17 protein-coding genes and 1 pseudogene are annotated in these 17,939 nt (G+C 58.8%); 11 read left to right on the top strand and 7 right to left on the bottom strand.

What is annotated here, in order from left to right; all coding sequences use genetic code 11:
- The first annotated feature begins 29 nt into the window (after positions 1 to 29).
- Both NKJ26_RS28635 and NKJ26_RS28630 read left to right on the top strand, forming a co-directional pair.
- Complete coding sequence (locus NKJ26_RS28635; protein ID WP_352698769.1) at positions 30 to 383, top strand: hypothetical protein; 354 nt, start codon at positions 30 to 32, stop codon at positions 381 to 383.
- A 64-nt stretch (positions 384 to 447) separates the two neighbouring features.
- Complete coding sequence (locus NKJ26_RS28630; protein ID WP_352607984.1) at positions 448 to 777, top strand: helix-turn-helix domain-containing protein; 330 nt, start codon at positions 448 to 450, stop codon at positions 775 to 777.
- A 276-nt stretch (positions 778 to 1,053) separates the two neighbouring features.
- Here NKJ26_RS28630 and NKJ26_RS28625 read toward each other — a convergent pair whose 3' ends face one another.
- Entirely contained in the window at positions 1,054 to 2,109 is a 1,056-nt protein-coding gene (locus tag NKJ26_RS28625; protein ID WP_352698767.1) for a cytochrome-c peroxidase, read from the bottom strand.
- Between the two features lie 949 nt (positions 2,110 to 3,058).
- On the opposite strand from NKJ26_RS28625, the gene NKJ26_RS28620 reads away from it, so the two are divergent.
- Entirely contained in the window at positions 3,059 to 3,412 is a 354-nt protein-coding gene (locus NKJ26_RS28620) for a hypothetical protein (protein ID WP_023737108.1), read from the top strand.
- Positions 3,413 to 3,549: 137 nt separating this feature from the next.
- On the opposite strand, the gene NKJ26_RS28615 is transcribed toward NKJ26_RS28620, so the two are convergent.
- On the bottom strand, positions 3,550 to 4,554 hold the full coding sequence (locus NKJ26_RS28615) for a glycosyltransferase family 10 domain-containing protein (RefSeq protein WP_352698765.1): 1,005 nt from the start codon (positions 4,552 to 4,554) through the stop codon (positions 3,550 to 3,552).
- Between the two features lie 82 nt (positions 4,555 to 4,636).
- Positions 4,637 to 5,309 (bottom strand): annotated as a pseudogene (locus NKJ26_RS28610) (transposase); the annotation flags it as partial.
- A 398-nt stretch (positions 5,310 to 5,707) separates the two neighbouring features.
- Here NKJ26_RS28610 and NKJ26_RS28605 point away from each other — a divergent pair.
- Positions 5,708 to 6,178, top strand: a complete 471-nt coding sequence (locus NKJ26_RS28605) for a Ros/MucR family transcriptional regulator (RefSeq protein ID WP_352698763.1) — start codon at positions 5,708 to 5,710, stop codon at positions 6,176 to 6,178.
- Positions 6,179 to 6,397: 219 nt separating this feature from the next.
- Here NKJ26_RS28605 and NKJ26_RS28600 read toward each other — a convergent pair whose 3' ends face one another.
- Positions 6,398 to 6,610, bottom strand: coding sequence for a cold-shock protein (locus NKJ26_RS28600; protein WP_023679670.1), 213 nt, complete (start codon positions 6,608 to 6,610; stop codon positions 6,398 to 6,400).
- A gap of 371 nt (positions 6,611 to 6,981) precedes the next feature.
- Between NKJ26_RS28600 and NKJ26_RS28595 the strand changes: the two genes are divergently transcribed.
- From NKJ26_RS28595 to NKJ26_RS28580, 5 genes are all read left to right on the top strand, one after another.
- Entirely contained in the window at positions 6,982 to 7,209 is a 228-nt protein-coding gene (locus NKJ26_RS28595) for a hypothetical protein (RefSeq protein WP_352698761.1), read from the top strand.
- Between the two features lie 650 nt (positions 7,210 to 7,859).
- Entirely contained in the window at positions 7,860 to 8,027 is a 168-nt protein-coding gene (locus NKJ26_RS28590) for a hypothetical protein (protein WP_352698759.1), read from the top strand.
- A 251-nt stretch (positions 8,028 to 8,278) separates the two neighbouring features.
- Entirely contained in the window at positions 8,279 to 8,458 is a 180-nt protein-coding gene (locus tag NKJ26_RS33670) for a hypothetical protein (RefSeq protein ID WP_502903222.1), read from the top strand.
- Between the two features lie 52 nt (positions 8,459 to 8,510).
- Positions 8,511 to 8,786, top strand: coding sequence for a hypothetical protein (locus NKJ26_RS33665; RefSeq protein WP_502903221.1), 276 nt, complete (start codon positions 8,511 to 8,513; stop codon positions 8,784 to 8,786).
- A 262-nt stretch (positions 8,787 to 9,048) separates the two neighbouring features.
- The gene (locus tag NKJ26_RS28580; RefSeq protein WP_352698758.1) at positions 9,049 to 10,506 is read left to right on the top strand and encodes an NAD-dependent succinate-semialdehyde dehydrogenase; all 1,458 of its coding nucleotides are present in this window, start codon (positions 9,049 to 9,051) and stop codon (positions 10,504 to 10,506) included.
- Positions 10,507 to 11,317: 811 nt separating this feature from the next.
- Here the strand turns inward: NKJ26_RS28580 and NKJ26_RS28575 are convergent.
- From NKJ26_RS28575 to NKJ26_RS28565, 3 genes are all read right to left on the bottom strand, one after another.
- Positions 11,318 to 13,321 (bottom strand): class I tRNA ligase family protein, encoded by a 2,004-nt coding sequence (locus NKJ26_RS28575; RefSeq protein ID WP_352698756.1) that lies wholly within the window; start codon positions 13,319 to 13,321, stop codon positions 11,318 to 11,320.
- Positions 13,322 to 13,642: 321 nt separating this feature from the next.
- Complete coding sequence (locus tag NKJ26_RS28570) at positions 13,643 to 14,422, bottom strand: phytanoyl-CoA dioxygenase family protein (protein ID WP_352698754.1); 780 nt, start codon at positions 14,420 to 14,422, stop codon at positions 13,643 to 13,645.
- A gap of 505 nt (positions 14,423 to 14,927) precedes the next feature.
- Positions 14,928 to 16,232 (bottom strand): lysine N(6)-hydroxylase/L-ornithine N(5)-oxygenase family protein, encoded by a 1,305-nt coding sequence (locus NKJ26_RS28565; protein ID WP_352698752.1) that lies wholly within the window; start codon positions 16,230 to 16,232, stop codon positions 14,928 to 14,930.
- A gap of 1,004 nt (positions 16,233 to 17,236) precedes the next feature.
- Between NKJ26_RS28565 and NKJ26_RS28560 the strand changes: the two genes are divergently transcribed.
- Both NKJ26_RS28560 and tnpB read left to right on the top strand, forming a co-directional pair.
- On the top strand, positions 17,237 to 17,623 hold the full coding sequence (locus tag NKJ26_RS28560) for a transposase (protein ID WP_352698750.1): 387 nt from the start codon (positions 17,237 to 17,239) through the stop codon (positions 17,621 to 17,623).
- A partial coding sequence (tnpB, locus tag NKJ26_RS28555) for an IS66 family insertion sequence element accessory protein TnpB (RefSeq protein WP_352698748.1) occupies positions 17,620 to 17,939 on the top strand: 320 nt, incomplete at its 3' end. The genes NKJ26_RS28560 and tnpB, both read left to right, overlap by 4 nt.

Genomic DNA, 17,939 nt, shown 5'->3' with positions numbered 1-17,939 from the left:
TCTATAAGCAACTTGCGTAGGGATCTGGTGTGCAGCCCGATGACGACGAACTCATCCTGGACGCGGATATTTCGGAGGACCCATGCCTCCTCTTTGACGTGGTCACGCCCGATGGCGTGCTTCAGCTCTTGGGCAACGTGGAGATGGGCAGTAATCATCTTGTCGTCCGTGACCTGCATATTGGGGGCGATGCCGAGGTCCAGTGGGGATGGTCCAAATTACGCAAGCTCGGTCGAGTGATCGCGGAGAAGCTTAATGTCGACTACATCGAAATTCATGGAGCGGTTCGGACAACGGGTGCGAACCCGGGACGTCGTCCTGGTGTCGTCAGGCTCTCCCGTCCGACTGAGCCTCAGTTTTCTTCACGGCGCGAATACTCCTGAGGCCGCCCGGATTCTCGTCAAGAGACAGTTGCCACTGAGGACGGCCCACGCGATACTCACGGAGATGGTCGATCACGGCAAGGCGTTCGTGACGGTTCCTTGCGTCGACGACCTATTGGCACTGAAGAATGAACTGTCGTCCGCAGGCGTGATCGCGAAGGTTCATGCGCCGCGGCCGATAAGTGTTCGCGAAGTCCGGGATCGCACGAAGCTCTCTCAGGAGGCATTCTCGGTGAGGTATGGCCTCGATCTGGCAACGCTTCGAAACTGGGAGCAAGGTCGCTCGAAACCGGATGTAGCGGCGAATACTCTCCTTTGGACCATCGCCCGGAATCCGGAAGCAGTCGAAGAATCGCTGGACATGGAGGACGGAGTGGCTCCCCCATCGCCCTAAGGGGGGCCGGTCACTCCGGCGCGCGGCTATTCGGCCGCCAGCGCGATGGCTGGCCGCCGCGCGGTATCGACAGCGCGCGAGCGTCATGCGTCAGACACCTTCCTTGGCATGTCGCACGCCAGATCCCACACATGATTCCATCGCAACGAGCTGGTGACGGAAGCAGTGTCTGCACTTTGGAAACGAGCCATTTGCTTCTCATGGACGTCGCGATCGTCTCGTCCCAGTAAAAGTCGCAATCATTGTCAATTGCGATGTTTCTCGATCAGCTGGGCTTTATTTTCCTAAGATCTGCATTATAGGCCGGGGTGTTGTCGCCGTTTCGGCGGGTAAGATGGGATAGGCGACCTCGGGTGCCTTTCCGGTCAGCGATTTGAGGAAGGCAACAAGCAGGTCGACTTCTTCGTCCGCCAGTACCACGCCAAGCTGGGTGGTTCCCATGATGGCAACGGCCTGTTTCAGATCCCAAACCTTGCCCGAATGAAAGTATGGCGCGGTGAGTGCAACGTTGCGCAGGGGCGCCACGCGGAAAACATAGGAATCGTCGGCTGCATTGGTGACCGCAAATCGGCCCTTGTCTTTTTCCGGCAGGACCTCGGCGCTGGGCTGTTCCACGAGGCCGAATGGGAAATAGGCTTGCCCACCAACGTTGATGCCGGCATGGCAGGACGAGCAGCCTTTGTTCATGAAAAGCGCCAGGCCCTGTTTCTGTTCGGGAGTCATGGCAACCTCATCACCATTCAGGAAGCTGTCGAACGGGGCCGGTGTGACCAGTGTCGCCTCGAAGGCTTCGATCGCCTTGGCGAAGTTGTCGAAGGTGACCCGATCCGCTTCAGCCGGAAAAGCTGCATCGAACCACTCGACATATTGCGGCATGGACTTGAGCGTGGCGATGACTTGGTCCGGTGTATTGGCCATTTCGATCCCGGCTTGGACCGGTCCCTTCGCCTGAGCCTTCAGGTCTTCGGCACGACCATCCCAGAACTGAGCGATGTTGAAGACAGCATTCAGTACAGTCGGCGCGTTGCGCTGTCCTTTCTGCCAACCATGGCCGATCGAGGTTTCGTGATTGTCGTCGCCGCCGGTGGCCAGGTTGTGGCACGAGTTGCACGACAAGACGCCTGACGCCGAGACGCGTGGATCGAAGAACAGTGCCTTGCCGAGAGCGATCTTTTCCGGGGTGATCGGGTTGTTGGCGACTGTCGGCGTGGTGGATGGCAAAGCCCTGAAGGTGGCCAATGCCGTATCTCTGAGGTCGGTGGGGATCGAATCCGCAGCAAAGGCGGTGGGTGCCAGCAAGGTGACAGCCATCGTTCTGAATAGGATTTTCATAAATGGTCTTCCTGCGTCGTGCACGCAGCCACTATGCGATCTGCGGCTCATGAACGCCCTGAGCTAGATCAGTTGAGGGAGAGGATCGGGGTCTGGCACCTGTTTTCGCGGCCGAGCTGGGACCCTCTTGGAAGTGATCGCTCTTCTCGATTGGACTTCAGGGAGGAGGAGTATCCCTGCTCGGCAACCGTTTGTATGCATCAAAGCACGCCCTGGGGGCGGCTTCGTAGATTCGGTCACTGCGATCTTCCCGCCATCGTTGAGAAAGTCGATAGCATCCGCAAGAATGGCAATCTCTTGCACGATGTGCGCTGCACGCCTTGCGAAAAGTGAGCTTCTGAAACCTCAGGGTTCATTCGTTCGTCCTGACCGGCTGATTGCGTGAATCGACCTTATCGACACCCGCCGACTGCGATGTCACCAGCGATGGCGGTTTCAATACCTAAGCAGCGACGGTCTATGCGACAGTATGGATGTCCTATCGGAATAGCCGGTCCGCCTTGTCGATCGTCACACCGGCATATAGCTCCGCTTCTACGAACATCCCATCACGCGAGGAAAGACATGGCCAATACGCGCAGTATCGCCAATCTAGCCCTGGTGCCGGCGCGGCGTTTGAGCAGGTCCACCGGCTGTAACTGCCTCACACCTCGATCCACAGATCCTAGGCGATGACCACCTTGTCGTCATCATTTGACGGGCGCGGGGCATTGGCCCATAAGCGAGCCACCGCAAACTGTGCGGTTGCCAATGCGTAATGATGTGAATTGGAATGATCTTCGGTTTGCGAAACACGCACGTCCGACGCAGCTTGCGTTGACAGAGGCGGTTTTACGCGCAATAGCACTCCCGCCGGCCTATTTTTGTGGAGTTCAATTGTGGTTCGGCCAAGGGCGCTGGGCGCCGGACCGGCCCCGTGTAAACCTTATCAAAGAGAGAGAGACCCTGCATGGAAGAATTCTTACCGCGCATCGCCACTGGTGCCGGCATCGGCCCGGCTCTCGCAGAGAAGGGCGTTGGGTTAATGCTGGGTTTCCTGCAAAGCCACGCGGCCGACGGTCCCGTTGCGCGCATGATCGAGGCCATTCCGGGAGCTTCGGAATTAGTAGCGAAGTATCATGGCGACGACCCAGAGGGTGGCGGCCTTATGGGGCTCGGCCAGCAATTGATGAGTGAGGGTCTCAGCATGGCAAAGATCGCCGGCCTCGCCAACGAGACGATCGCCTGCGCCAAGGAACATGCCGGCGACGAACTCGTGGACGAGGTCCTCAATTCCGTTCCTGGCCTTCCCCAGTTCGTCTGATCAGCGGCAGCCGGGGGCGCATGACCTCGTGCGCCCGTGCCGGCCCGTCTGCGCAGCAGGCATTCTCCGCCGAGCGTTCCGTACCGATCTCGCCAGACCACCGACCGCCGGGCACGCGAAGCGAGCGTTGGAGTACTTCATTCGTCTATTCCAAAATCGACCTCAGGCGAATCGATGTGTATAATTTCGGGCGGTAAGGGTTTATCCTGAACGCTTTCGATGAAGCTCGCGAGATAAGCAAACGTATTGTATTTCTCGAGGACCAACCGCTTCGCCTCTCTTATTGCGCCGCGACGTTCCTTCCAGAGGTCTGAGTCGATGATTTCTTGAATTTTTGGGATTACGTTCTTGTCCTCTGGGTCAATCAGAACCATAGAGTCCGAAGGGAAGAACCTCGTGATTGCCGGACTGCCGTAATAGATCGGCATTGTTTCAGCAACGAAGCAGTCCATAAGCTTCTCTGTAAAATAGTAATCAGCACGAGTATTCTCGAACGCTATACTGTAACGGTAAGGTGCGAGTGCGTTCCATTTATCTCCAATCAGCCGAAAACCTCGGCCGAACAGGTCAAAATCGAGCTCCTTTCTCAGCCGTTCCAGAAACGCCAGCCGATATCGATGTCCTTTAAGCAGGGCGATGTCACTGGTAATCCATGAGAGCCGAAGCGGCTTATCCACGACTTCGCTGACCAGAAGTTGGTCATATGTCTTGTTTACAGACCAAGACCGAGTGATAGGTGGAGACAAAACGAATCGGCGCGCTGCATTCTGCCGAGCAGCCAGCTCTGCGTCACACGTCAGGACAATAGTATTTTTCCCCTGCCCTTCATGAAACGCGCGATGAGATTTCGTCGGCGGTTCGCCGATTGCAAAAATTGTCCTGTTTGGGCTCGCCTCGATATCAACAGGGAGCCCGAAAAGAGAAGCAGAGTTAAAGACGATATGCCAATCGGGCACGAAGGATGTCGTGCGAACAAAAGCGACATTGTTCCAGATTCCACTGCCCTTTGGAGTGAGATGGTGGATTGCATCATCCAAAACGCCCCAAGAATCTAGACATGTAGCAACAATGGGCGCCGGGCGTTCCGTCAACAATTTGGCCGACAAAGAAGTTTCACTCCCTTCACTCGTGAAGGTACTCAATCGCCATTCCGGATTGCGGTAACGTTGGGCAGCATAAACCTTCCGGGACCCGCTGTCGAGGCAATTGTCGCTTTGCACTTGACTAGGTTCTTCCTCGCTTTGTGTGGTGATCAGGCCGGCTGAGTGGCAGCATGCGTGCCCTAATGAGTTCGCAGCCCGCTCTGCCCAATGGTACGTTTAATCGTCTTCAGGCGGTTGATCAGCCCTTCCGCCTGGCCGTTGCTCCACGGTAGTTCAATGGCATCGCGAACGGCGTCAGCGTCACGGCGTAGGACCCGACCGAAACGCGTGATGGCGACGGACCCGGAGTTGACGCCACGTCGATCGAAGTGTCGAGCTTGCCCAATTCACAGGCCCCGCAAAATGCCGCGGAAGCGCATGGCAAGCCTGCGCATAGTGGCAAACTCATGTGATCCCTGCTTCAGGACGTCGACCTTTGTGGCCTGGTTGATCATCAGCACATCCCGAGGCTTCGTGCAGAGGGCCGGCGCGACTACCGGCGAGATCACACGGCCGGTCGCGGGATTGGTATGGGACAGCGTCGCTGGCTGGTTGACGCGTATGATTGAAGCAGGCGACGCACTGTCCTTGCCCGGCCTCTCGGCGCGGCGCCAACTTGCGAGAAGCCGCTCCAGATGCGAGAAGCTGCCTGTGTCGCCGCGCTGTTCGATATCGTGGAACAGGTGTCGTCCGCAGCGATTGCCGTCTCTCGACGACCGGCTAAGAAACGCCTCGAAATACATTGATGTCCTTGGTTACCAGCGGCGGTTCCCAGCCCCTTGGAAGAGCGGCTCACCGGGCGATGAACTTACATTTGGCCATGGCCAATGAACGTCCATCGTCCCTGATGCCACCAGCAAGCGATCACGATCCCTCGATTTCACAGTCAAAAGAAGTAATACCGAGCCAAAAAACCGCGCTTAGGCTCAAGACTACTAGCAACTTCGACGCAAAGTTACAGCCGGGACGCGCCACGCACCTCGGCAGGGTCGCCAACAACGAGTGGCTCAGCGTCACGACGGGAAATATGGCGCATCGATGTCGCTTCTGGACGAGCATTGGCAATAACGCTGTCGAGCATTGTTGCTTTCAGCGGCAACCGGCCCTATGAAGCGACGCTTCGCTGACTATGTTTCACCGCCTGGAGAGTTTCATGACAGAAGAAGCCGGAAAAAACGTCGACACCCTCATTGAGCTTGCCGCCGATGTCGTGTCGGCCTATGTCTCCAACAATCCGATCCCGGTGGGGGATCTCCCTGCCCTCATCGGTCAAGTGCATGCGGCTCTGAGAGCGACGGCCGGAGGTGTCTCTGCGCAAGAGCCGGTTGCCCTTACGCCTGCAGTCCCGATCAGGAAATCGGTGACACCGGACTACATCATCTCCCTTGAGGACGGGAAGAAATTCAAATCGCTAAAGCGCCATCTGTCGACCCACTATGGGCTGACGCCGGATGGATATCGGGCCAAATGGGGCTTGCCCGCGGATTATCCCATGGTCGCGCCGAACTACGCCGCGGCGCGCTCGTCATTGGCCAAGACGATGGGGCTCGGCCGCAAACCGAAGGCGCCGGAACCGCCGGAGCCTGCGCCGACGAAGCGAACCCGCAAGAAGGTCGCGGCTTGATTTCGGCAATCGAGATTCGTTCTGGAGCGTTGCAGCCATCGGCTTAATCTGCGCGTCATATAAAAAGGCGGGGCCAACCCCGCCTTCCTTTCAAAGAACTTTGTTTCATGAGGAATTCGCGACGCCTGCAGCAATCTGCTGCCCTCAGTTTTTGCTCGGTCCCATCGAGCGGCCGTGAGGACCTACGTGCCTACTCTTGCCAGGACGCAGGAGAAAATTTCAACCAGCTTTGCTGAGGCTGCCAGCGGAGGACTTGCCAGTGCGGCGATCCTGCTCGATCTCATAGTTGATCTTCTGGCCGTCAGCGAGGGTCGAGAGGCCCGCGCGTTCGACAGCGGAAATGTGGACGAAAACATCCGGACCGCCATTGTCTGGCTGGATAAATCCAAACCCCTTGGTGCTGTTGAACCACTTTACCGTTCCAGTCGGCATATACTTGTTCCTTCTTTACAATGCAACGTGGGCAGGCCATTAGGCCTGTCCGAGTCATAGCCGAGAGTTGGGCGCAGCAAAAAGCGAAAAATTGTTAAGCCCCGATCAGCTGGCGCACTCCATTGTGGGCGTAGCCGCCAGCGAGCACTGTCCTAGACTACCGCTTGAGCGTGGCCGGAAGCGCACAATTTCTTCCAACGCTCCTCAGCGCCACGTCGATGGCTCGGGTTTGGAGGCGCGGGACGTAAGGCCGACCGCTGCTCGTGCCGCCAGGTCAAAGGCCGGGTAGTTCACGGAGCTGCCTTCGTGCATAACACCTTGGGAGCGCCTTAAGGAGTTTCGTGTTGGATTGTTTCAAGAGGGTCGAGGGGTTGATCGATGCGACCAGCGTGGAAGCGATCGATAGCGCGCGCGTTTTGCTGGACCAGTTCAAGGGCAAGTCAGAAACAATCGCCCAAGCGATTGACGACTTCCTGCTTGATTTCATCACCTTGCTGTTTGTGGTAGAAGCCACCCGCGAGCAGTTCCACAATCCGGCGAGGCCGTTAGCGAGCTTCAGATTGAGCAAGGTCAGGCTGTTACTCACCCGATGCCCTTGACCTAAAGCGACCACTCCGCCAGGCATGCATTTGCAGCCGAGCGCACCAGGCGGTATTTTACGCACATGAAATCAATCGCGACTGCTAATCCTCCTGTTTGGTGCCCAGGGACTACGGCAAGCGCGGACAGCTTCCGTGCTGCTGTCCTGCAGCGGCAAATGTGCTGCATGCCCCCATCCAAGGCGAGCTCGACGTTTGTTTCTTACGTTGACCAAGGTCCCGCGAAAACACTCCCCTTCCCGCAGCAACTCACCAAGTTCAACGGCCTCGCGGCAGGCCATCACGCCAGAAGAGAGCAACGGCATCGTTTTTCCCGCCCAGTCCTACGACCTCGTTTTCCAGCGCCTCGCGAATGTCGCCACCCGCCGTTTTTTTCAGGTCCGTCTTCGCGCGCGAGCTGGCTCCGCGCCCACTTAGCTACGCTGCTCACGCCTCTACCCTTCAGCACCGCCCGGTCTGACTGTCGAGGACATCGGTCCGCTGGAGCGACAACATGTCAATTCTGACCGTCGGTGCAGCGGCCTTCGAAGCGCATCCTGTACCCCTGCCCTGCAGCGCGCCTAATCGTCTTCCGAAGGAAGAAGATATTCTCAGCCGTGCTCGCGTCGCCTTCAGCCCTGTTCAATCGCCCACAATGTCGGATGCGCAACATGGCAGAGCCCGATTTGTCAACAGCCTCCAATGGTTTTCTGATCTGGCACGGTGCATGCCTGATCGTCCGCAAGACGTCGCGGACCAAGGAAAATCCCTCCAATGGCCACCTCCCCAAGAACACCGCCGCAGGTCTCCTGGTCCATCCGAAGGTGAGGCTCGAGTGAGCCCTGGGCCAATGATTCATCTGGCTCGGCGCTGCCCGCCGGTCCTCCCACGGGGAGGCGAAGACGCAGCGCGTTCATCAAAATGAGGAACAAATCACTTTTGCCTCGAACCCTTTGCCTTGCCAAACGCAGCCATCGATCGCCCCCCCTAGCTGCGCAAGGCGTTCACTGCCACGCCCTGGCCCTGGTGACGACCGCTCCGGCTCTGGCCGCCACCGACGGCGGCAAGATCGCGGATTTCCTGCTCGGCAATGGCATGGGTCGACGTCCCCGATCCACCGCGCGCCAATCGTCACTCATATGGTCTGGTACAAGGTCGGCAGCGCCGACGAGCACCCGGCAAATCCGCACTTGCCCATTTCCTGGAGCGTCTGATCTTCAAAGCGACCACCAACCGCGCCGACAGCGAGTTCACCGAGCTGTCTAAGTGAGTGGCGGCTACAATAACGCCCTCACCGCCTATGACTCGTTTTGGGCGAGATGATGGGCTTCGAGGCCGATCGCATGTTCAACCTCATCCTCAACGGGGATGATATCAAGACCGAGCGAAATGTGATCCTGGAGGAGCGCCGTTGGCGCAGAGAGACGAACCCGCAGGTCTGCTGGACGAGGAGGTCAACACGACATTGCGGCCGAATCAGCCCTACCGCATTCCGGTCAAACGGCTGGATGCAGGAGATGGAAAAGCTGAACGGCACCGACGCATTCACGATCTACAACAAATATTGCCGACCGAACGACGCGGTGGCCGGCACGTAGAACCAGGCGCTGGCCGCGAAGACCTTTGGCAGGGTTGTGCGCGGGCCGGACCTGCCCGCGCGCAACCGCCGGTCGAGCCCGGCTAGTAGAACCGCGACTCATCTTCTAGCGAATTCAGGTATTCTCCCTTTCCAGTTGGCAACCGTGGTCTGCTAGCTGTCTGGCCGAGGTCCTATGAGGAGCTTGGACCTCCGGACTACACACCGAACCTGCTATATACGCATGGCGTTGAGGAGGAAACCGATTGCCCCTGTGCCCGCCGATGATCCGTCACCTGAGATCCCCTGACCTGTTTGGACCCATCGATCGCCTGCCGGCACTTGGCACGCGGATTAGAGAGCGGACATTCGAGGTCCTCAACCCGTCGACCGGCGAAGTGCTGGCAGAACTACCTGACATGGGAGTCGAAGAGACATGCGCTGGAATCGAGAAGGCCTATGTCGCGCAGCCTGGATGGGCAGGGTTTACCGCACGTGAGCGCAGCGATGTTCTATGGCGATGGCATGAGTTGATCATCGACCACACCGACGATCTCGCTGCAATTCTCACCGCGGAGATGGGCAAGCCGCTTGCCGAGGCCAAATCGGAGATATCGCATGCTGCGGCGTATCTGCAATGGTACGCCGAGGAGGCAAATCGCGTCTATGGCGAGACGATCTCCGCACCATCGACGGACCGCCGAATGCTGGTGATCAAGCAGCCCATCGGGGTGGTCGGCACGATAACCCCATGGAATTTCCCGGCCTCGATGGTGGCGCGCAAAATCTCGCCAGCCTTGGCGGCGGGCTGCACGATTGTCCTCAAGCCCGCTGAACAGACGCCGCTCGTGGCTGGAGCAATGTTCGCCCTCGCCCATCAGGCAGGCTTCCCCGAAGGCGTCGTCAACCTGATCTATGCGTCCGAAGGTCACGCGGTCGGCCGCGAACTTTGCACAAATCCCAAGGTCCGCAAGATCAGCTTCACCGGCTCTACTGAGATCGGGCGCTTACTTATGCGCCAGTGCTCGGACCAGATCAAAAAAGTCAGCCTAGAGCTCGGCGGCAATGCACCCTTCATCGTCTTCGATGATGCCGATATCGATGCCGCGGTTGACGGTGCGATCCAGGCGAAGTACCGCAATGCCGGCCAGACCTGCGTTTCAGCGAACCGCCTTTACGTCCAGTCGCGCGTTCACGACGAGTTCGTCGAGAAATTCGTGGAACGGGCTCGCCAACTTCAAGTTGGTGACGGTTTCGCTCCCGGAGTGGACATCGGGCCTCTCATCGACAAGCAGGCTTTGGCCAAGATTGAATCCCATATTGCCGATGCCGTAGCTAAAGGCGGCGCAATTCGATGCGGGGGCAAACGCGTCGGCACGAATGGCACGTTTTTCCAACCAACGGTCCTGACCGGTGTCACCAGCGAGATGACCGTGGCGCAAGAGGAGACATTCGGGCCGCTCGCACCGATTATTCGCTTCAACGATGCGGATCAGGTCGTGCGCGATGCCAATGAAACGATCTACGGCCTCGCGGCGTATTTTTATGCCTCTAACCTGAAGCGTGTCTGGCGTGTCGCCGAGGCCTTGGAATATGGAATGGTCGGGGTAAATACCGGCCGGATGTCTTCGGAAGCGGCGCCGTTCGGTGGGATAAAACAGTCCGGCATCGGGCGGGAGGGATCCCGCCATGGCCTCGAGGACTACCTCGAAATGAAATACCTCTGCATGGGCGGCATCTGAAGCATCGGCTTGCAGGGTTCACAGACGGGTTACCTAGCGAGCGATCTCCAAACATGTGAATTGTAGAATCGCTCCTCGATTGGGAACTGAGGGGCGGTCCGCACCCGAGCAAACACGCAATCCTGAGGAGCCCCCTAAAATAGCTGGATGTATCTCTCGACGAGACAAGCGTCTGCATTTTCGGCGAAGACGGCGCGCATGCGACGGAGGATACGCTTGCGATTTGGCGGCCCTCGCCGACTATCCTCAGGCGACGGGCTGTCGTTGCGCGGTCTGGTTGGAAGCTTGTGCACCAAGCCATCGTCAACGCTGATTGAGCAATATCCGGCTTCAGGGGCAGAATTTGGACCTGCTACATTCCGATATCAGTAGCTCAGCTGTTCTTCGGCTGACTGCCGCGCCGGTACACGCTCGGACAGAATCGAAGGTACCATCACGCGGCATTCGCATCCACATTGGTGATCGGCGCACGGCCAGGCGCGCCAGGTTGACCAGCGGGTCGAACCGAATGACAGCCTTGACCGGCTGGAGGACGGAAATCCCGATGCCGAAGAGGTTGGTCAGCCCAGTCGAGCCCACACGCATTTTCGGCACGAACAGCAAGGGCTGGGAAGCATCGGCCGAGCAGTCCTTGAAGGGGCGGGCCAGGGTTGTTTGACGATGCGTTGGTTCAGGTCAGCTAATCTAGTCTCTACCGTTCAGAGCGGCTTCCCTCGCCAGTGACAGCGAGTCAAGATATTTGGCATCGTCGGCTTTGATTGCCGCGCAGATCTGGTCGAGATGGGGACAGCTCACTGGTGCACCTTTGGGCTCATAGTGTTTCCTCGTCATCGAGATGAGGATTGCCGGATTTGGCGTAGAACACCAACACGGGTCCGAGATCAAAGCGCGTCCCGGGCGCAAGGCGCTGGACGGACCGGGGCCATGTTTCGGTTGAGGCACCATCGATGCCTCGCGCCAGCGTTTTGGCGAAGCGGGGCATCAGCGGAGCGAGTGTCGGTGCCAGGATCGCAGCGGCCGTCGTCTGAAGGGCTAGCGAAGTCCGATTGCGGGCAGGATAGAAACGTCGCGCCGCCGCAAAGTCTCGCGCCCCGCGGTAGATCACGCAATCGCGCACGAATTCGCAGACCTGAGTGGCCGCGCGCCGAACCGAGAAGCCTTCGTCCGAATAGGCGCGCTCCATCGCAGCGCGATAGATCTCTATGCGAGCAAAGAAGGCGCGGTCGACCGGGCTCCAGTCGCCTGCATCGGGTACACGGCCGGCAAAATCCTGCTTGATTTCCTGGTTCAACGCCTCAAGCCAGTTCAGCCAGATGCTTTGGAACACCTCGTTCTCGGTGCGGCGCAGTGCGTCCAGCGTGAAATCCGTCCGCTCACCTTCCGGGCGTGTCAGGCCCAAATGAAGGCGCACGACGTCGACTGTCTTTGGGCTCAGAACCTCCTTGCCCCAGACCGCATGGCGGCAGCTGGTTGAGAACTTCTTGCCGTTGAGCAGGTAGAACTCGTTGACGTGATAGCGAATGCGTGGCGTCCAGTGGGAGAAGACCTCGGCGTAAAGAGCGGGGTAGAGGAGCGCGTGGTAGAACGAATTGTCGAAGCCGAAGAAATGGACAATCTGCCAGTCGTTGCCGGGCATCTCCGCCTTCCAGTCGCGACCCATCGAGCGGCCGAGCGCCTGGATGTTGTACAGAAAACCGAATGCCATCTCCGGCCACACCCAGATCACTTGCCCCGGGAACCCCTCGGCCGGCAGGCCCCAGTCCGAGGGGTGGGTAATGGGCACTGAAAAGTCGCCGCGTTGGCGTAGGCGCGCGAAGAGATCCAAGATCCGTAGCGGGACGCCCGACGCCCTTAGATGCCGGTCGATATTGTCGTAGCATTGGTCCATGGCAAGTTCCGGACGGCGGAGGGAGCCGACCACCGGCGCCTCGGCAGACTGCCGTGACCGCGCTGCACCTAAGTCGTGGCAAAGGTTTGGGGCACCGCATTCCTCGCAGATGTTGCCAGCGGCGGAGCCGCCGCAATCGGGGCAGAGGCCGCCAACATCCGGCTCGTAAAGATAATGGCCTGTCACAGCATCAAAAAGCGCAGGGCTCTGGCGCAAATCTACCGCCGCGCTGCTCAGAAGACTCCGGAAACACGCGGTTTGGAACTCGCCGTAACCGTCATCGCCCATTGTGGCTTGGAAGCTGTGGACCTCACAATCGAGATTTGCAAGCGTGGCGCGAATCTCGTCGGCGTAGTAGCGCGCCACGTTTGCAGGCGTCGATTGATCGGCATCGGCGCGTGTCGCGACGTAGCTCTGGTAATCGTCGCTTCCGGTCAGGTGATAGGCCTCGACTCCTTTCATGCGCAGGAAACGAGTATAGACGTCAGCGCCGAAATAGGGGCCAGAAAGATGCCCCAGATGCAGATCGCCATTTGGCGTTGGCGGCGTGGAGAAGACGAAGATTGGCCCGCGTGGAGCCGTGGTCTTTGCAGCGGCATCAAGGGCGGCCTCGCCGTCTCGCCAGTAGACATCGACGAAATCTAGGTCTTTGTTTCGGTCATTGCGCAGCACATGCGCTTCAAAAGGGTGGAACAGAACGACATCGCCCGCCTCGACCGAGATTTCCCCCCGGTCGGTGGTGACCTTGCCCGCACCAGACAGGACCACGAAGGCCTCGATTTCGTCGTGCCGATGGGGCTCGGATGTGACGCCGGGTCCAACCTTTCCGAATGAAAACCCCGTGCGAGCGCTGCCCGTTCCAAGCGTGGCCGTGTCGATACCGAACGCCCGCGACAGCTCCGTTCGAGAAAACGTGTATTTGCGCATGACAACGAACCTAAGCTGTTGAAGAGTGGAACGGACCTTCGGCTGCCAACGAACAGCCTCAAGTGCACTTCATGGAGAAACGGCAGCCCGACCCGTTGGCGGCCCGGCCAGGATAGTGCAGCTCTGGGCCGGCAGGCGGGCGACCAAGGGGGCGCTAGTCGGGCTGTAGGCACACAGAAGACCGCCTGCGACCACCTCCACAATCCACGTGCCAAAGCGTCCGATGCTCCGCGAGCCCGCAAATCAGACCGCCATACCGTCCGCGCATTTTTTGAGCGGTCGATCAGTTTCGTGTGCATGCCTCCGCCTGGCTGCGTGAGCTCAATCGCGATAGAAGATCCCATTTGGGGGCTTGAGATTGTCGAGATCGGCCACTTTGCCCTCGGGCGGGTTAAGGGCGCGCTTAAGCACGTTGTATTCAGCGCGGGTCGGCCCACCGGTTGAGGCACGCTGGAACACCAAGTAGAGTGTCCGCCGAGAACGATTGCTTTTGTTCGGTCGTGAGTAGTGCGGTGCGTAATCGTCGAAGATGAAGATGTCGCCAGCCTTCCATGCTACGGGTTCCCAGGAGAGCGTTTCGGCGACTTGAGGATAGATCACCCCACCGGCATCCATGGGAAAGACCCCCTTTTTGTGGTTGCCGGGGCTGAAGAAAAGCCCGCCGTTTTCCGGGTCGGAATCGTCGATGCCTATGGCAACCACCGCATGGACCATCCGGTCGGGGAGTTTGTGTGGAATGTGATAAATGTCCTGATGCGGGAGATAGCCGCCGCTGTCGGGGTAGTGGAAAATAAGCAACTCCTTGAGCCTGCGCGAATCTTCGCCAAGCAAATCTTCGACCGCTGACTTTATGCGCTGATCTTCTAATAGCAAACGACGCAATGGATCATGGAAGTCGAGAAAATTCTCGATCTTGGATATGATCTTTCGATTGTCCGTCGTCTTCTCGAACCACATGAGCCACTTATCATCGCTGACATCCCAGCGTGACACATCTTCGACAAAATTAGAGATATCTTCCTGAGCCGCTGGCGCAAAGAAGCTTTCGAGCCTGACGTATCCGTCTTTCCGCCACTTGTCTCTTTGTGTATCAGTCAACATGCGAAAGGCCTCCTTTTGGAAAGACTGGTTGGTCGGACATCCCAATTAGGGCAGTCGGGCGCTGGGCAAGTTGCGGGTCCACGGAGACGGTCCCAAGCATGTGGGACGGCGATGCTAAGTGCGTTCCGCTCCGACGGATTTTGTCCGCAGAAGCTCGGCGCGAGACTTCCTATTTCGGGCTCAGCCGGATCCAGGGGTTCGGTAAACTGGGCCGGATGAATCGGTTCACCCGGTCCAGCCGCGACACGCATCGCTAAAGGCCGGCGCCATCCGCTGACCGCCGACCCAGCCATGGCCGCCAAGACCACGGCGCTCTTTTGAGTGAGCGACCTGGCACGGTCTTGACAACCGTAGGGAAAATGCACGCCCCCAGAATAATGCGATGCGCCGCTTGGTCCAAGAACTTGTTCGGTCACGATGATTTCGGAGAAGCCTCCGGCCTTCGCCGCAGCGGAGGCGGACATCATTCCAAGGATGCCACCGCCGATGATCAGAAGTTTACGAGTCATATCCCGCTGCCCATTTCTTCGGCTACGGGGGCGGGCCAGCTCTCGATCGAGGTATGGCTGATGAAGCCAGGATGCTCCGGGTTCGCGCATGGCGCGCGCCCAAGAAGGCTATCGAGGATGCGGCGCGCGCGCCAGGCCAGCAGGCTTAGGTTCGGATCGGCCAGGCCGCGCTGCCCGAGGCTCGCATTTTGTACGAAGATGCGTCTGTCACGCGGTCCGTCCCAGCTCACCGAAAAATCCTCGCGAATAGCTAATTCATTGTCGATATGCTCCAGCCGGTGCGCGATGGGTTCCAAGAAGTCTGGCATCGCGTTCTCGTAACCGGTGGCCAGCACGACGATGTCAGCCCTGACTTCTTCGACCTCGACCATGCCGTGCTGCAGGGTCAGCCTGTGACCCGCGCCGGCGTTGATGCAGTGCGAGACGGTGCAGCCCGGCCGCAGTGTGATGTCGGATCGGTTTGGCTCGAAAAATGCGTGGCGGTAGAGCGCCTGATAGATCGCCCGCAACGTGCTTTCCGAAATGCCGTCCGAGGCAAGCACGAAACGCCGCAGGAGCAGCTTACGCTGCGACTCGCTCATCGCCGCGAAACGATCCGAAAAGCAGGGCATGAACAACTCGTTTGTGAACGGGCTGTTGTCCAGAGGCAGATAGTTTTCGCGCTGCGAGACCCAAGTGATCGAGGCAGGCCCCCGATCTTTCGGCAGGCCAACAAGATGCAACATCACCTCGGCACCCGACTGGCCTCCGCCGACCACGCAGACATGCTTTCTCCGCACCTCAGGGTGGATGTGCAGTAAAACAGATGAGTGGAACAGGTTGCGTCCAGTCCAGCCCTGGAAGTGAGGCGGAATTTGCGCCTGCTTGCCAATGCCGACCACGACGTCTCTGGCGCCGAGAACCGCCTTATCCGTCCGCACCCGAAACTCGCCATCAAAGCGGATTTCGCGCACTGTCTCGCCGCCACGCACAAGTGGGTTCCTGTGGAAGACCCAGTTCAGGTATTGTTCGAACTCCACTCTGAGCACGGCTTCGAACTGTGCGTTCAGGAAGTGATACAGACGCCCGTTCTCGTGCAGGAAGTTTACGAAAGTGTAGGCTGATCGCGGATTCACCAGCGTGACCAGATCCTTGAAGTGGCTCACCTGGAGCTCTGAGGAATCGAAAGCGATGCCTGGATGCCAGCGGAAGTCGACCTGCCGATCCAGGAACAGTGCCCCTTGCCCAACTTGCTCGTGTATCTGACACGCAAGGCTCAAATTGGACGGCCCAGCACCGACCCCAACGCAACACAACTCCACCAGCTTTCCTCCTATAGACTCTTCCCACTAGGCGGCTTGTTCGCGGCGAATATCGGCTATAGCCATTGCCCCCTCGCCGGCGTTTTCGAGCCCCGGTGCCGACCGATTTGCGAGGATTGTCCTGCGCGTTGGGTTGTCGAATGTAGACCCGAGCATTCTATCGCAGTGACAAGACGAGTCGTGCAGGGGAGGTGGGGCAATGATGCATGTCTTTTTCCGCCCGTCTGGATGCGAGCGTCGCCGGCACGCGAGATGCTTTCCAGGCCCATTAAGGTGTTTGAAGCCGGCGCAATCGCCCGCCCGACCATGACGCGCCGGCCTTTCGGCGGCTTGATGGCAGGAGAGAGCGCGGTTTTCACTGCGGCGACGGCATTTTCAGTGCCCATGATCATGGAGGAGGTCTCGCTCATGCGTTCGCAGAGTCCCATGCATGGGCCGTGCCAGAGAAGGAAATGTTATTAAACAATGAGTTGGCGGATTTGCGATCCTGTCGGAAATCCGACATTGAGGGAGACGCCTCCCGACGGCGCCCGATTTGCACGTCGATGTCGCCTTTTCCGAATAGCTAATCGGGCACCTTCTGCACCGGAATACTTCTTTTATGGAGACCAGCACGAAGCCTTCATGAACGGACAGTCACAACCTGGTGTCTCTGCCGGATTGCGATATGCCTTCTCCCATCGAGGTCGGCAGTTGCAAGAACTGCCAGATCCTCGCCTTATCGTGCCGTTGCACTGGCTCGATCCCGGCATCCTCGGAGTCGCCATCATGAAGAGTGACGCAATCTCATGTCCGGCGCGACGCCTCTCTCATGAGGAAGCAATTCTCTATGTTGGTGTCTGATCGATGCTCTTAATGAGATGGTAGCGGATGGGCGCATGCCCCGACCTGAGCGCAACAATGATTGCGCAATCTGGGACCTTCACCGTAAGCGCGTAGGCATCCCCACGTAGCGTGCAGGCGGTTGATCGCTCATTTTCAGCATGAATCATGCGGAGAATCCTGTGAGCGACAGTATGAGCCATCATCGAACATTCGAGATTTTGACGGCGGAGCCTGTGCCGTCCCGACGCAAGCCGCGCCATCGGTCGGACGAAGAGAAGGCACGGCTTGTCGCCGAAGCCTTCTCGCCAGGGGGTAATGTGTCGGCAGTTGCGCGTTCCGAGGGGCTGGACCCCTCGCAGCTCTATGCATGGCGCCGCAAGGCGCTTTCGTCGGGCATGGTTGCGCCACTGACGGAGGCAGCGAGCAAGCCGGCGAAGTTCACGCGCTTTGAAGCGATGGGCAGCGACACGGTGGAAATCGTCATTGGCGATGCAGTGGTGCGCGCCGGCGGCGATGTTGATCCCGATCGCCTGGCGAGGATCATCCGCGCGGTTCGCAAGGCATGATCGCTTCCGGTGTGGTGGTTTACGTGTCGTGCCAGCCTGTCGACTTCCGCAAGGGCGCGGCATCTTTGATGGCGCTGGTCAGGGATGGCGGCCTGGACCCGTTCTCGGGGGCGCTTCACGTGTTCCGCTCGAAGCGTGCGGACCGGGTTCGCATCGTGTGGTGGGACGGCAGCGGGGTTTGTCTTTATTCGAAGACTCTGGAAGATCACAGCTTCTGCTGGTCTGCGATATCGGCCGCGCGCATGCGTCTCGACCACGCCCAGCTGATGGCGCTTCTGGCCGGGTTAGACTGGAAAAAGATCCGTCCGGCCAGGGT

This window comes from Mesorhizobium sp. M0152 (assembly GCF_040322415.1).
GTDB lineage: Bacteria > Pseudomonadota > Alphaproteobacteria > Rhizobiales > Rhizobiaceae > Mesorhizobium.
Note: the sequence above shows the minus strand (reverse complement) of the source record. Positions and strands in the feature narration are given on the sequence as shown.